13 protein-coding genes are annotated in these 12,665 nt (G+C 71.1%); 9 read left to right on the forward strand and 4 right to left on the reverse strand.

What is annotated here, in order from left to right:
* The first annotated feature begins 48 nt into the window (after positions 1 to 48).
* From rhaS to QF027_RS44275, 6 genes are all read left to right on the forward strand, one after another.
* On the forward strand, positions 49 to 1,128 hold the full coding sequence (gene rhaS / locus QF027_RS44250; RefSeq protein ID WP_306973222.1) for a rhamnose ABC transporter substrate-binding protein: 1,080 nt from the start codon (positions 49 to 51) through the stop codon (positions 1,126 to 1,128).
* Positions 1,129 to 1,145: 17 nt separating this feature from the next.
* Entirely contained in the window at positions 1,146 to 1,466 is a 321-nt protein-coding gene (locus QF027_RS44255; protein WP_062040203.1) for an L-rhamnose mutarotase, read from the forward strand.
* Between the two features lie 31 nt (positions 1,467 to 1,497).
* Positions 1,498 to 2,922 carry a BNR repeat-containing protein gene (locus QF027_RS44260; protein ID WP_307081129.1) on the forward strand — a complete coding sequence of 475 codons (1,425 nt, stop codon included), beginning with the start codon at positions 1,498 to 1,500 and terminating at the stop codon, positions 2,920 to 2,922.
* Between the two features lie 80 nt (positions 2,923 to 3,002).
* Positions 3,003 to 4,028, forward strand: coding sequence for a LacI family DNA-binding transcriptional regulator (locus QF027_RS44265; RefSeq protein WP_306973219.1), 1,026 nt, complete (start codon positions 3,003 to 3,005; stop codon positions 4,026 to 4,028).
* Between the two features lie 104 nt (positions 4,029 to 4,132).
* Positions 4,133 to 5,434, forward strand: coding sequence for an alpha/beta fold hydrolase (locus QF027_RS44270; RefSeq protein ID WP_307081132.1), 1,302 nt, complete (start codon positions 4,133 to 4,135; stop codon positions 5,432 to 5,434).
* A gap of 108 nt (positions 5,435 to 5,542) precedes the next feature.
* Positions 5,543 to 6,148 carry a hypothetical protein gene (locus tag QF027_RS44275; protein WP_307081134.1) on the forward strand — a complete coding sequence of 202 codons (606 nt, stop codon included), beginning with the start codon at positions 5,543 to 5,545 and terminating at the stop codon, positions 6,146 to 6,148.
* A gap of 1 nt (position 6,149) precedes the next feature.
* Here QF027_RS44275 and QF027_RS44280 read toward each other — a convergent pair whose 3' ends face one another.
* On the reverse strand, positions 6,150 to 6,350 hold the full coding sequence (locus QF027_RS44280; protein ID WP_306973216.1) for a DUF5999 family protein: 201 nt from the start codon (positions 6,348 to 6,350) through the stop codon (positions 6,150 to 6,152).
* A gap of 161 nt (positions 6,351 to 6,511) precedes the next feature.
* On the opposite strand from QF027_RS44280, the gene QF027_RS44285 reads away from it, so the two are divergent.
* Positions 6,512 to 7,333: a pentapeptide repeat-containing protein gene (locus QF027_RS44285; protein WP_307081137.1), complete on the forward strand. Its 822-nt coding sequence runs from the start codon at positions 6,512 to 6,514 to the stop codon at positions 7,331 to 7,333.
* On the opposite strand, the gene QF027_RS44290 is transcribed toward QF027_RS44285, so the two are convergent.
* Positions 7,301 to 8,821, reverse strand: a complete 1,521-nt coding sequence (locus QF027_RS44290) for a cytochrome P450 (RefSeq protein WP_306973214.1) — start codon at positions 8,819 to 8,821, stop codon at positions 7,301 to 7,303. The genes QF027_RS44285 and QF027_RS44290 overlap by 33 nt on opposite strands.
* A 107-nt stretch (positions 8,822 to 8,928) precedes the next feature.
* Between QF027_RS44290 and QF027_RS44295 the strand changes: the two genes are divergently transcribed.
* Both QF027_RS44295 and QF027_RS44300 read left to right on the forward strand, forming a co-directional pair.
* The gene (locus tag QF027_RS44295) at positions 8,929 to 9,537 is read left to right on the forward strand and encodes a TetR/AcrR family transcriptional regulator (protein ID WP_306973213.1); all 609 of its coding nucleotides are present in this window, start codon (positions 8,929 to 8,931) and stop codon (positions 9,535 to 9,537) included.
* 90 nt (positions 9,538 to 9,627) lie between these two features.
* Positions 9,628 to 10,353: a DUF2470 domain-containing protein gene (locus QF027_RS44300; RefSeq protein ID WP_306973212.1), complete on the forward strand. Its 726-nt coding sequence runs from the start codon at positions 9,628 to 9,630 to the stop codon at positions 10,351 to 10,353.
* On the opposite strand, the gene QF027_RS44305 is transcribed toward QF027_RS44300, so the two are convergent.
* Together QF027_RS44305 and QF027_RS44310 are read right to left on the reverse strand one after the other, a co-directional pair.
* Positions 10,321 to 11,538, reverse strand: coding sequence for a lactonase family protein (locus QF027_RS44305; RefSeq protein ID WP_307081140.1), 1,218 nt, complete (start codon positions 11,536 to 11,538; stop codon positions 10,321 to 10,323). The two genes, QF027_RS44300 and QF027_RS44305, sit on opposite strands and share 33 nt — an antisense overlap.
* 92 nt (positions 11,539 to 11,630) lie before the next feature.
* Positions 11,631 to 12,653, reverse strand: a complete 1,023-nt coding sequence (locus QF027_RS44310) for a hypothetical protein (protein WP_307081142.1) — start codon at positions 12,651 to 12,653, stop codon at positions 11,631 to 11,633.
* Positions 12,654 to 12,665 lie beyond the last annotated feature (12 nt).

A 12,665-nucleotide genomic window follows, 5' to 3' on the forward strand; every position in this document is an offset into this window, starting at 1 on the left:
CGCTCAAGGAAACCTCGTATCCGCTCACCCTCGTAAGGAAGATCCGTCATGCGTAAGTCATCCCTCCGCCGTTCCTGCGCGGCCCTCGCCGCCGGCACCTCCCTCGCCCTCGCGCTCACCGCGTGCGGCGGCACCACCAAGAAGGACGTGCAGGACGAGGGCGCCTCGGCGGCCTCCACCGCCAAGGCGGACCCGAACGCGGCCACCAAGAAGGGCCTGACCGTCGGCTTCCTGCCCAAGCAGGTCAACAACCCCTACTTCACCTCCGCCGACAAGGGCGGCGAGGCGGCCCTGACGGAGCTGGGCTCGAAGTACAAGGAGGTCGGTCCGTCCAGCGCCACCGACACCGCCGGGCAGGTCTCCTACGTCAACACGCTCACCCAGCAGCAGGTGAACGCGATGGCCGTCTCCGCGCAGGACCCGGGCGCCCTGTGCACCGCCCTCAAGCAGGCCATGTCGAACGACATCAAGGTCGTCACCTACGACTCCGACACCAAGCCGGAGTGCCGCAACGCCTTCGTGTCGCAGGCCTCCGCCGAGGACCTGGGCCGCACCGAGGTGCAGCTGCTCGCCGAGCAGATCGGCTACAAGGGCGAGATCGCGATCCTGTCCGCCGCGCAGACGGCGACGAACCAGAACACCTGGATCGACTTCATGAAGGACGAGCTCAAGGACCCGAAGTACAAGAACATCAAGCTCGTCAAGGTCGCCTACGGCAATGACGACGCCCAGCAGTCCTTCCAGCAGACCCAGGGCCTGCTCCAGGAGTACCCGAACCTGAAGGGGATCATCTCCCCGACCACCGTCGGCATCAAGGCCGCCGCCCAGTACCTCTCCGGCTCCAAGTACAAGGGCAAGGTCAAGCTGACCGGCCTCGGCACCCCCAACGACATGCGCAAGTACGTCAAGAACGGCACCGTCGAGGGCTTCGAGCTGTGGGACCCGTCGAAGCTCGGCGCGCTCGCCGCCCAGACCGCCGTCGCCCTGGTCTCCGGCCAGATCACCGGCAAGGAGGGCGAGACCTTCAAGGCCGGCGGCACCACGTACACCATCGGCAAGGACGGCGTGATCAACCTCGGCAAGCCGACCGTGTTCACCGCCAAGAACATCGACCAGTTCAACTTCTAGTTCCGGAGCGGTACTTCATGCAGCGCGTCTGTTTCCTCCTCAAGGTCCGTCAGGACAAGCTCGCCGAGTACCGCGAACGACACGCCGCCGTGTGGCCGGAGATGCTCGACGCACTCTCGGCCACCGGCTGGCACAACTACTCGCTCTTCCTGCGCGACGACGGCCTGCTCGTCGGCTATCTGGAGACCGAGGACTTCGAGGCCGCCAAGGCCGGTATGGAAGCCACCGAGGTCAACGCCCGCTGGCAGGCCGAGATGGGCGAGTTCTTCGAGTCCCTCGACGGAGCCCGCCCGGACGAGGCGATGAAACCGCTCACCGAGGTGTTCCACCTCGCCTGACCCTCCCCATCAGGACCGCAGGAGCCGCACCATGAAAAGACGCACACTGCTCGCAGGTGCCATCGTGTCCGCCATGTCCACCACCGCGCTCACCGGCGGCACCGCCCGCGCCGCCGACCCCGGCCCCTCCGTCACCCGGACCGGCACCACCACGCTCGACAGCCAGGCCGTCTTCTTCGTCTCCTACGACGGCCTCGTCAACAACAACTCGTTCCAGAAGAACGGCCTGCTGACCTACAAGGGCTATCAGTACGCCGTCTGGTACACCGCCGACAAGAACGCCGTCGTCGGCCGCCGCGTCCTCGGCGGGAGCACCTGGTCCACCGTCCAGGTCGGACACACCCTCAAGACCAGCGACTCCCACAACGTCATCTCCATGGGCGTCTCCAAGGTGGACGGCCGCCTCCACCTCAACATGGACTCGCACAGCGACGGCTTCACCTACGTCAAGTCGGTCGCCGGCCTCATGGACAACCCGTCAGGACTGACCTGGACCGCCGCCCGGTTCGGCGCACCCCAGTCCACCCTGGACGGCCTGGCCCTCACGTCGCAGTTCACCTACCCGCAGTTCGTCTCCACCCCCGACGGCAAGCTCCAGCTCAGCTACCGGGCCGGGATATCCGGCAACGGCCGCAACGCCCTTGCGGAGTACGACGGTTCGACCTGGACCGACCTCGGCGAGTGGTCCGCCTCCACCGGCACCTACACCAGCGAGCACGGCTCCTCGACGGCCCGCAACATGTACCTGCACGGCATCGACTACGACACGAACGGCCGGCTGCACTCCTTCTTCACCTGGCGCGAGCAGAACGGCGCCGTGATGTGCAACAGCGGCGGCATCACCAACCACGACACCGGCTACGTCTACTCCGACGACCGCGGCCGCACCTGGCGCAACAACGCCGGCACCGTCGTCGGCACCACCGGCGGCTCCGACAAGGTCGCTGTCACCGACAGCGGCCTGGTCATCGACGCGCTGAACCCGGACCACTCCCTGATGAACCAGGAGAGCCAGTTCACGGACTCCTCGGGCCTGCCGCACGCGATCATCTCGTACGTCCCCGGCCGCTTCGGTCAGTGCACCACGAACTACGTCTCCGACCGCACCGCCAACGGCCGCGCATTCCACGTCCGCAAGAACTCCTCGGGCACCTGGCAGAAGACCGAGATACCGGTCGTGCTCGGCTCCAGCCAGCGCACCAAACTGATCCTGGACAAGTACGACAACGCCTACGCGATCTTCCCGTTCGGCAGGATCGCCGGCGCCTCCAAGGCGTCCGGGTACACCGACTGGACGGTCCTGTTCGACGGCAGCGGCCTCAACGCCTTCGGCGAGGTCGTGATCGACGAGATGCGGGTCGCACAGAGCAACGTGCTGTCGTTCATGTACCAGGAGAAGTCGAGCGGTACGACCCCCTCGGCGCTCCACGTCGTCGACTTCGCACTGCCTGCCTGATCGTGACCGGTGTGGGGGCGGCTCGACGATAATGTGAAGGTCGTCCTGTCGCCCCCCGTCTTCCTGGAGGTCCCTGCCCGATGGCCCAGTCGGTGGGTATCAAGGACGTCGCCCGCGCCGCCGGAGTCTCCGTCGGCACGGTCTCGAACGTCATCAATCGTCCGGACTCCGTCGCCACCGAGACCCGGGCGCGCGTCCTGTCCGCGATAGACCGGCTCGGCTATGTCCGCAGCGAGTCCGCGCGTCAACTGCGCGCGGGCCGCAGCCGGATCATGGGTCTGCTCGTGCTCGACATGGGCAACCCCTTCTTCGTCGACGTCGCGCGCGGCGCCGAGCGGGCCGCCCGCGAGGACGGCCTCGGCGTCATGGTCTGCAACAGCGCCCAGAGCGCGAGCGAGGAGGCGGAGTACCTGTCCCTCTTCGCGGAGCAGCGGGTCCGGGGCGTCCTGCTCACCCCGACCGACGCCTCCGGCCGCAACATCGACTCCTTCCGCCGCCACGGCATCCCCTTCGTCCTCGTCGACCGGGTCGCCGAAGGCACCACCGAGTGCTCGGTCTCCGTCGACGACGTCGCCGGCGGCGCCCTGGCCGTCCGCCACCTCGTGGACGCCGGGCACCGCTCCATCGCCTACGTCAGCGGCCCGCCCGGCCTCAACCAGGTCCGCGACCGCCGCACCGGCGCCCTCAACGCGCTGTCCGAGGCGGGCCTGGGCCCCGAGAACCTGCGCGAGCTGCCCACCGAACGGCTCGACGTGGCCGCGGGCCGGGACGCCGGCGCCCGTCTCCTCGGCCTGGCCGACCGCCCGACCGCCGTGTTCTGCGCCAACGACCTGCTCGCCCTCGGCGTCCTGCAGGCCATGTACGCGGCGGGGATCACGGTCCCCGACGACCTCGCCATCGTCGGCTACGACGACATCGAGTTCGCCGCCGCCGCGGCCGTCCCCCTCACCTCGGTCCGGCAGCCCGCCGTCACGATGGGCGCCCTGGCCGCCGAACTGCTTCTGGAGGAGACGGAGGCGGAGACCACCGGCAAGCGGCACGACCACCGCCGGGTGGTGCTCCAGCCCGAACTGGTGGTGCGGCGCTCCAGCCTGGCGGCCCGCTGACCCGAGAGTCAGTAAGATTTCATGATCGAAGGGGTCGGACGGCGGACGAACATGTGCTGAACTGGGACGCGTCCACAGAATGTCCGTCCGTCCCGGGAGCCCTGTTGACCGCGACCTACCGCCAGCCCGGCCTCGTCCTCACCGACCGCCGCTTCACCGTCCCCCTCGACCACGACGACCCGGCCGGGGAGACGATCGAGCTCTACGCCCGCGAGGCCGTCGCGAGCGACAAGGCGGGACAGGACCTGCCGTGGCTGGTCTATCTCCAGGGCGGCCCGGGCTTCGGGGCGAACCGCTTCGTCGGCAAGGGGGCCTGGTTCGGCCGGGCCCTGAAGGAGTACCGCGTCCTCCTGCTCGACCAGCGCGGCACCGGCCACTCCACACCGGCCAACCGCCAGACGCTCCCGCTGCGCGGCGGCCCCGCCGAACAGGCCGACTACCTGGCCCGCTTCCGCGCCGATTCCATCGTCCGCGACTGCGAGGCGATCCGCGCCCAGGTGACCGGCGGCGCCCCCTGGACCGTCCTCGGGCAGAGCTTCGGCGGCTTCTGCACGACGACCTATCTGTCCTTCGCCCCCGAGGGTCTCGCCGCCGCCGTCATCACCGGCGGTCTGCCCTCTCTCGACGCCCACGCCGACGACGTGTACCGGGCCGCCTACCCGCGCGTGGAGCGCAAGGTCGCGGCGCACTACGCCCGCTATCCGCAGGACGTCGAGCGGGCCCGCCGTATCGGCGACCACCTCCTCACCCACGACGTGACCCTGCCGAACGGTTACCGGCTGACCGTCGAGGCCTTCCAGTCGCTCGGCATCCTCCTCGGCGGCAGCGAGGGCAGCCACCGGCTGCACTACCTCCTGGAGCACGCGTTCGTCCGCACGCCGCGGGGGCCCGAGCTCTCCGACGCCTTCCAGGAAGAGGTCCAGGGCCTCCTCTCCTACGCGCCCCACCCGCTCTACGCCCTCGTCCACGAGGCCACCTACGGCCAGGGCGAGCGGCCCACCGCCTGGTCGGCCGAACGGGTGCGCGCCGAGTTCCCGCAGTTCGACGCGGCCAAGTCCCTCGCCGGCGACGAGCCGTTGCTGTTCACCGGCGAGTCCATCCATCCCTGGCTGTTCGACTGCGACCCGGCCCTGCGCCCGCTGCGCGAGACGGCCGAACTCCTCGCCGCCCGCACCGACTGGCAGCCCCTGTACGACCCGGCCCGCCTGGCCGCCAACGAGGTCCCGGTCGCCGCCGCCGTCTACCACGACGACATGTACGTCGACACGGCCCACTCCCTCGAGACCGCCCGCGCGATCCGCGGTCTGCGCACCTGGGTGACGGACGAGTTCGAGCACGACGGAGTCCGCGCGGGCGGCCCCCGCGTCCTGGACCGGCTGCTCGCCCTCGCCCGCGAGGAGGCCTGACGCCGGACACCCGGACGGCCCGTGGGCGGCGGCATGCCGCACTCTCGATTCCGGCATAAGGCTCATTTCGGCCATGTGTCGACGCCGGAGTCGAGAGGACGTCAGTCGATGAGCACACCGTCACCCCACGGACGGTCCCGGATCGCCGCCCTCGCCGTGGCCCTGACCGCCGCGAGCGCGCTCACCCTGGCGGCCTGCAACGACGACTCCGGTGGCTCGTCGACGTCCTCCGCCAGGCCCACGGCCCCGGACACGGCCTCCTTCTCCGGCAACGTGGCCTCCGCGCTCGCGTCCGCCAAGGCCTCGGTGCGGGCCGAGGCCTCGAAGCGGGCCGCGTCCGCCTCGGCTGCCGCCTCCTCCTTCGAGGCCTCCGTCTCCGCGGAGGTGGAGCTGGCCAACAAGGCCGCGCGGACCGAGCTCGCCAAGGTCGACGGAGCGGGCAACGCGATGTCCGACGTCACCATGACCGGCAAGCCGCGCTCCGAGACCGGCGGTCTGCTCGCCGTCGTCGTCACCATCACCAACAAGACCGACAAGACGGCCTCGTACGCCGCCCAGGTCGACTTCCTGGACTCGTCCGGCAAGGTGGCCGAGACCCGGTACGTCGGCGCCGAGGACCTCGAGCCGGGGGAGAGGGCCCAGCCGGTCGCCGTCAGCCGCAAGCCCACCGAGCCGGTACTGATACCCAAGGTGGCGAAGGCACAACGGTATTGACTCAGGCGGCCGTGGCCAGCGTGCCAGGTGTGCGGTGCGGGCTCACGACCCGCCCGTCCGGCAGGAGTTCACCGGTGTCGTCGAAGACGATGGTGCCGTTGCACAGCAGGCTCCAGCCCTGTTCGGGATGGGCCGAGACGATCACCGCGGTGTGGTGACAGGGGCTGTCGGCGGTGGGACACGGGGGCTGATGGCTGCACATGACATCTCCTCGATGCGTTCGGCTCCTGCCTCGGTTCGGCCTATATCTCTGTGGTAGCCGAGCTTGTTTTCCGCTGGATGAGGAGACCCCCACATCGCCGGAATCTCATCGGTGAGTTCTCGTCAGGTCGGCCGGTCGGCGGGCCGTTAGGCTGGGCGGCGATGCAAGAACAATTGATCGACCTCAGCGGCGACTGCGCGCGGTGCTTCGGCCTGTGCTGTGTCGCCCTGCCCTTCACGGCCTCCGCGGACTTCGCCCGCGACAAGCCGGCCGGCACGCCCTGCCCGAACCTCCGGGACGACCACCGGTGCGGCATCCACGCGAAGCTGCGCGTCGAGGGCTACACCGGATGCACGGTCTACGACTGCTTCGGCGCCGGACAGAAGGTCTCGCAGGTCACCTTCGGCGGCCGGGACTGGCGTACCGGCCCGCGCGAGGACGCCCGCCGGATGTTCGACGTCTTCCCGGTCGTGCGCCAGCTCCACGAGTTGCTCTGGTACCTCACCGAGGCACTCACCCTGCCCGCCGCCCGCCCGGTCCACGCCGACCTGCGCCGCATGCTGGAGCGGACCGACGCGCTCACCCGGGGGACCGCCGAAGAACTCGCCGCGCTGGACGTCCCCGCGCACCGGCAGGAGGTCAACGTCCTTCTGCTCAGGACCAGTGAGCTGGTGCGGGCCGGATCCGGTGCCGCTGACAGAAAGAAGAACCGCCGGGGCGCGGATCTGATGGGCGCCCGTCTCAAGGGCGCCGACCTGCGCGGAGCCAGCCTTCGCGGGGCCTACCTCATAGCGGCCGACCTCACCGGAGCCGACCTGCGCGGCGCGGATCTGATCGGTGCCGATCTGCGCGACGCCGACCTGACGGACGCGGACCTGACGGGCGCCTTCTTCCTCACCCAGCCCCAGCTGAACGCGGCCCGGGGCAACGCCGGCACCCGGCTGCCGGACTCAGTCACCCGCCCTGGACACTGGACAGCGTGACTCCGAGGCGGCCGCGACCTCGTCGGAATCCGCCCCGGGGGCGGCCGTAGCGCCACTGCCCGCCCGCCGTTCCAGGCGCAGCCGCAGCCCCTCCGGCATCAGCGTCAGCCGCTCGGTCACGCTGAGCCGGTAGCCGGGGTCGGCCCGCAGCTCGTAGCGGCGCAGCAGCAGACCGAGCACCAGCGTGGCCTCGTGGAGCGCGAACTGCCGCCCGATGCAGGCCCGGGCCCCGGTGCCGAACGGCTTGAAGACATGTGGGGGACGCGAGCGTACGGCCTTGGGGTCGAAGCGGTCCGGATCGAACCGCTCGGCGTCTGCGCCCCACACGTCGGGGTCGCGCTGCAACATCGGCGTGAGCACCAGCGTCCACGCCCCGCGGCGCATCGGGTGCCGCCCGGCCAGCACGGTGTCCTGGAGGGCCTCCCGGGCGAACGCGGGTGCCGTGGGCCACAGCCGCAGCGACTCGTCCAGCACCCGGCGCACGTACCGCAGCTTCGCCACCTGGTCGTACCCCGGCACGGCGGCCGCGCCCCAGACGCGGTCCACCTCGGCACGCGCGCGTGCCGCGACCTCGGGGTGCCGGGAGAGGTAGTGCAGGGCGAAGGAGAGCGCACCCGACGTCGTCTCGTGACCTGCGACCAGGAAGGTGATGACCTGTCGGCGGACGTTCTCCGGCGACAGCCGCTCACCGGTCTCCGGGTGGGCCGTCTCCAGCATCCGGTCGAGAAGGTCGCCGTCCCCGCCCACCGCGCGCCGGGCCCTGACCAGGTCGTCGACCATGCGGTTGAGGTAGGCGATGTCGTCCGCGTTGCGCTGCGCGGCACGCCGCAGAAGAGCCGGGAAGGGCACGGAGTTGAGGCGCTGTGCGTAGGTCAGGGTGCCCACCATGGCCGTCACGAAGGGATGCGGCCGGTCCCGCTCGAAGGAGCCGAAGTCATGGCCGAACCCGGTCCGCGCGATGGTCTCCAGCGTCAGTTTGGTCATGTCGGCGGGGACGTCCACCGACCGGCCCGCCGCCTGCTCGCGGTCCCAGTGGTCCGTCAGCCGCCCGGCGACGGCCAGCATCATCGGGTGGTAGGCCTCCATCGCCTCGCGGCTGAAGCCCGGTGCCAGCACGTCGTGTGCCAGCTGCCAGTTCGGCTCGTGGTTGTACGCGGTGAACAGCCCGTCGCCGGCGACCGGCCGCAGATTGGCGACCCCCAGGCCGACATGCTTCGCGAACCGCGCCTCGTCCGCCAGATCCGCCACCAGCTCGGCACCCCAGACGAACACGAACTCCCTGTTGAACGCCTTGCGCCGGTAGATCGGCCCCAATTGGCGAGCGAAGCGCAGGGAGTCCTGGAGCGGGGTGGCCCGGTTGACGCCGAGGACGTCACCGAGCAGGGGGAGTCGGCGCGGCGGGTGCGGAATGCGGTGCAGCTCCGGCCAGCCCAGCTCGGCACTGCGGAAACCCCTCGGCTGCGCGGCCCTTGTCGTCGTCTCCGCCATGACGAGATCTCCCTTGATCCAGCGGCAGTTGAGCGCGTTGTACGTGGGTTCAACAACGCGGCTCAGTCTGATCCCGTTGTTGAACCGGCGTCAAGTAAGGTGCGGGCATGGCCGGGAAGCAGGGCGAGCGCACGCGCCGCAGGCTCAGCACCGAGGAGCGCCGGGAGCAGCTCCTGTCGGTGGGGGCGCGGCTGTTCTCGGAGAGCCCGTACGACGAGGTGTGGATCGAGCAGGTCGCGGAGATCGCCGGTGTCTCGCGCGGGCTGCTCTATCACTACTTCCCGACGAAGCGGGACTTCTTCGCGGCGGTCGTCGAGCGCGAGAGCGGGCGGATGCTGGCCATGACCGCGGCCGTGCCCGGCGTCCCGGTGCGCGAGCAGCTCACCGCGGGGCTGGACACCTATCTGGAGTACGTGTCGGCACACGCGCACGGCTACCGCGCCTTCCACCGTGCCGACGCCGCGGGGGACCAGTCCGTCCGCAAGGTCTACCAGCGGGCGCTGGCCGCACAGGAGCGGCAGATCCTGGCGGCGCTGGCCGCGGATCCGGAGTTCGGGGCCCAGGCCGAAGAGCGCCCCGACCTTCAGCTGGCCGTCCGCGGTTGGCTGGCCTTCACCACGGCCGTCTGTCTGGAGTGGCTGAGAGGCTCGGACCTCTCCCGGGAACAGGTGCGCGATCTGTGCGCGCGGGCCCTGCTCGGCGTTCTCAGGCCCTGACCGGAATGCGCACGTCCGTCACGCGTCCCACGGTTGGCTTCGCCGCCGATCTTCGATAGGTTAGGCAAGCCTTACCTTGGGAGGGAATGGATGGGTGACAGCCAAACCTGGACGGCCGCGCCTTCCGCGGCGGAACACGCCCGGTCGGTGCTCGCCGCCTCGTGGTCCTGCGCGGTGACCGCCGAGGGCGGCCGGGAGGAGTTCGTCGGCGCGCACACCGTCGCCGAGGACGGGCGGGTGACACTGGACGTGCCCGAGGACAGCACCTTGGTCGCGGCCGCGATCTGCGCGCCCCGCGGCGAGCCGTCCGCCGTCCTGGAGTTCGCCGACGTGGCACCCGTCCCCGTGCGCAGCCGTATCCGCGCCCGGCTGTGGATCGCCGGCTGGTTCGTCCCCGGGGACGGCCGGCTGGAGTTCAAGGCCACGCGCGTGGTGCTGCGCCGGCCGTCCGGCGCGGTGGTCGTCGACCTCGACGAGTTCGCCGCCGCCGAGCCCGACCCGCTCGCCACGGCCGAGGCCCGGCTGCTCACCCACCTCGCCGACTGCCACCCCGACGCGGTCGAGCGGCTCACCCGGCTCGTCGACGCCGACAGCCTGCACGGCGCGGTCCGAGTCCAGCCCCTCGCCGTGGACCGGCACGGACTGACGCTGCGCATCGAGCGCGCCCGCGCCCACGGCGACGTACGCCTGCCCTTCCACGCTCCCGCGGACGACGTGGCACGGCTGACGGAGCGCATGCACGTCCTGCTGAAGCAGGCGAGCGCCGCGTCCTGCCCGCGTGCCCTACAGCGGCAGCGCACAGACCGCGACGGGTGAGGCGAACGGCCGGCCGGCGGACCGCAGGTCACCGCTCGCTGTGTTCATGCGGAACACGCTGACGTTGCTGGACCTCTGGTTCGCCGTGAACAGCAGTGTCCCGTCCGGCGAAAAGGCGATCTGCCGCGGGAAGTCGCCGTTCACCGGAACCGTGTCGAGCAGCCGGAGCCGGGCGCCGTCCGCCTCCACCGCGTAGCGCGTGAGGCTGTTGTGGCCCCGGTTGGCGAGATAGGCGTACGAGCCGTTCGCGGTGACCAGCAGTTGTGCCGGGTAGTTCGTGCCCGAGCCCGTTCCCGTGGACTGCGCCGCCCCGACGGAGAGGCGGCCGGTCCTGCGGTCGTAGGCGCAGACCGCCACCGTGTTGTCGGCCTCGTTGGCCAGGTAGGCGTACCGGCCCCCGGGATGGAAGGTGAGATGGCGCGGTCCGGCACCGGCCCTGGTCTGCGCCCGCGAGACCTCCGTGAGAGTGCCGGTCCGTTCGTTCAGGCGATAGCTGTAGACGGTGTCCGTGCCCAGGTCGACAGCGAGCACATGGCCGCCGTCGGGACTGGTGAGGAACTGGTGGGCGTGCGGGCCCTCCTGGCCGGGCCCCGGCGCCGGACTGGAGTGCGTGACCGTATCTCTGCGCTCGCCGAGCGCTCCCGAGGAGTCGATCGGATGCACGGCCACACTGCCGGAGCCGTAGTTCGCGCTGAGCAGCCAGCGGCCGCCCGGATGCACCGAGAGATGACACGGCCCCGCCCCGCCGGTGCCGCGGCTCCCCAGGATCTTGCGGTCGGACAGGCGTACGGCGGTCACGGCACCGGCGTCCTGCTCGGCGACCGCGTACAGCGTGCGACCGTCGGGATGCAGCGCGAGATACGAGGGGTTGGTGACGCCGGTGATCGTGCCGGTGCCGGTGATACGCCCGCTGCCGGGGTCGTACCTGGCGACGCCGATGCCGTTGCCGCCGCCCTCGACGGAGGTGTAGGTGCCGAGGTAGAGGGGGCGGGGGCCGGCCGGAGCCGGCGCTGACGGTGTTTTCGCCGGGCTCGGTGAGACCGTCCCGGGGGAGCCGGGAGGCTGCGAGGGCACCGGCTCCGACGACGATCCGGATGACGTCGAGCAGCCGACGAGCCCCGAGGCGGCTCCCGCGAGAACGCCGACGAAGCCGCGCCTGCTGCAGCCGCCGTTCGCACTGCCCATCCCTGCGCACCCCGGGTGATCGATCGTCGCGGTCGTGACAGCCACCTTCACCCGGATCACGCGCCCCGTGCAACCCGAGCCCCCGCGGCCCGCTACCAGTCGCCGTCCTGGACCGGCTTGCCCGGTGCGTCCCCCAGCTGCTCGACCTGGTGCGATCCCGGCGGCTGCCAGGGCTCGTGATCGTCCCCGAGCCAGTCGCCGACCGGCTTCACGCCCTCGAGCGGATCCGTCGGGGCGAGGTCCTCCGCGTCCTGGTCGTAGTAGTCGAACCAGGGCAGCCCCGCGTTGGTGTACGCGGCGCGGTCCACGGGCGACGGCGGGGGAGCCTCCCCGGTGATGCGGCGCCACTCGGGCGGTGTCACCAGGTGCACGAACACCCGGCCGGCCGGTGTCTCCGCCCAGTCCGACAGCGGCCGGTCGTCGCGGTAGACCTCCTGGCGCATGGAACCGCCGACGCCGAGCCCCATCGCCGGAGCGCTGCGGGGTGCCCCCGCAGGAGCGGCGGGCGCGGCCATCGCCATGGGCACGGCAGCGCCGTAACCCATGGCGGGCCTGCTCACCGACCGCAGCCGCCGCTGCGCCTCCCGCCACTCGGTCAGCCGCTCCTCGGCCAGCGGGAAGGACTGCAGCTGGACGCCGCCCCAGACCTCCTCGCCCGTGACCTGCCCCTCGACGGTCGCGCCCAGCCCGAGCGGCACGGCGACGAACTGGCGGACCGTCCCCTTGCCGGAGTTGATGCCGTCCAGCCACGGCTGGCGGGGCAGCACCACGTAGTTCTGCGGGTCACGGGTGAGCCGGTCGCTCCAGGGCTTCCCGGAGACCGCGCACACCTTGCCCACCCCGACCTGGAGGGCGGCGGGCTCGGTGGTGCTCCCGAAGCTCAGCCACATCGCCTCGCGCAGATACACCGGCAGCATCACCCCGCCGCGGGCCCCCCACTGCTCCGGCACCGTGTCGGGATAGTCGCAGACGCGGCGCACCGGGAACTCGCCGAGCCCCGGCGGCAGCGGATGCGTGCCCGTCTCGGGCAGCCGCAGGGTGCGCACGAACCGCACCGCCGCACCGCCCGGCAGCCGCAGTGTGTTCCCGTCGATCCGCACGCTCGTGCCAGTCATCGGCCCGCCCCC

This window comes from Streptomyces canus (genome assembly GCF_030816965.1).
Lineage (GTDB): Bacteria > Actinomycetota > Actinomycetes > Streptomycetales > Streptomycetaceae > Streptomyces > Streptomyces canus_E.

Bases quoted from the DNA above. Each gene is read 5' to 3' on its own strand.
- rhaS (WP_306973222.1), top strand. From the start codon at position 49: ATGCGTAAGTCATCCCTCCGCCGTTCCTGCGCGGCCCTCGCCGCCGGC.
- QF027_RS44265 (WP_306973219.1), top strand. From the start codon at position 3,003: ATGGCCCAGTCGGTGGGTATCAAGGACGTCGCCCGCGCCGCCGGAGTC.
- QF027_RS44290 (WP_306973214.1), bottom strand. From the start codon at position 8,821: ATGGCGGAGACGACGACAAGGGCCGCGCAGCCGAGGGGTTTCCGCAGT.
- QF027_RS44300 (WP_306973212.1), top strand. From the start codon at position 9,628: ATGGGTGACAGCCAAACCTGGACGGCCGCGCCTTCCGCGGCGGAACAC.
- QF027_RS44275 (WP_307081134.1), top strand. From the start codon at position 5,543: ATGAGCACACCGTCACCCCACGGACGGTCCCGGATCGCCGCCCTCGCC.
- QF027_RS44305 (WP_307081140.1), bottom strand. From the start codon at position 11,538: ATGGGCAGTGCGAACGGCGGCTGCAGCAGGCGCGGCTTCGTCGGCGTT.
- QF027_RS44285 (WP_307081137.1), top strand. From the start codon at position 6,512: ATGCAAGAACAATTGATCGACCTCAGCGGCGACTGCGCGCGGTGCTTC.
- QF027_RS44255 (WP_062040203.1), top strand. From the start codon at position 1,146: ATGCAGCGCGTCTGTTTCCTCCTCAAGGTCCGTCAGGACAAGCTCGCC.
- QF027_RS44295 (WP_306973213.1), top strand. From the start codon at position 8,929: ATGGCCGGGAAGCAGGGCGAGCGCACGCGCCGCAGGCTCAGCACCGAG.
- QF027_RS44280 (WP_306973216.1), bottom strand. From the start codon at position 6,350: ATGTGCAGCCATCAGCCCCCGTGTCCCACCGCCGACAGCCCCTGTCAC.
- QF027_RS44260 (WP_307081129.1), top strand. From the start codon at position 1,498: ATGAAAAGACGCACACTGCTCGCAGGTGCCATCGTGTCCGCCATGTCC.
- QF027_RS44310 (WP_307081142.1), bottom strand. From the start codon at position 12,653: ATGACTGGCACGAGCGTGCGGATCGACGGGAACACACTGCGGCTGCCG.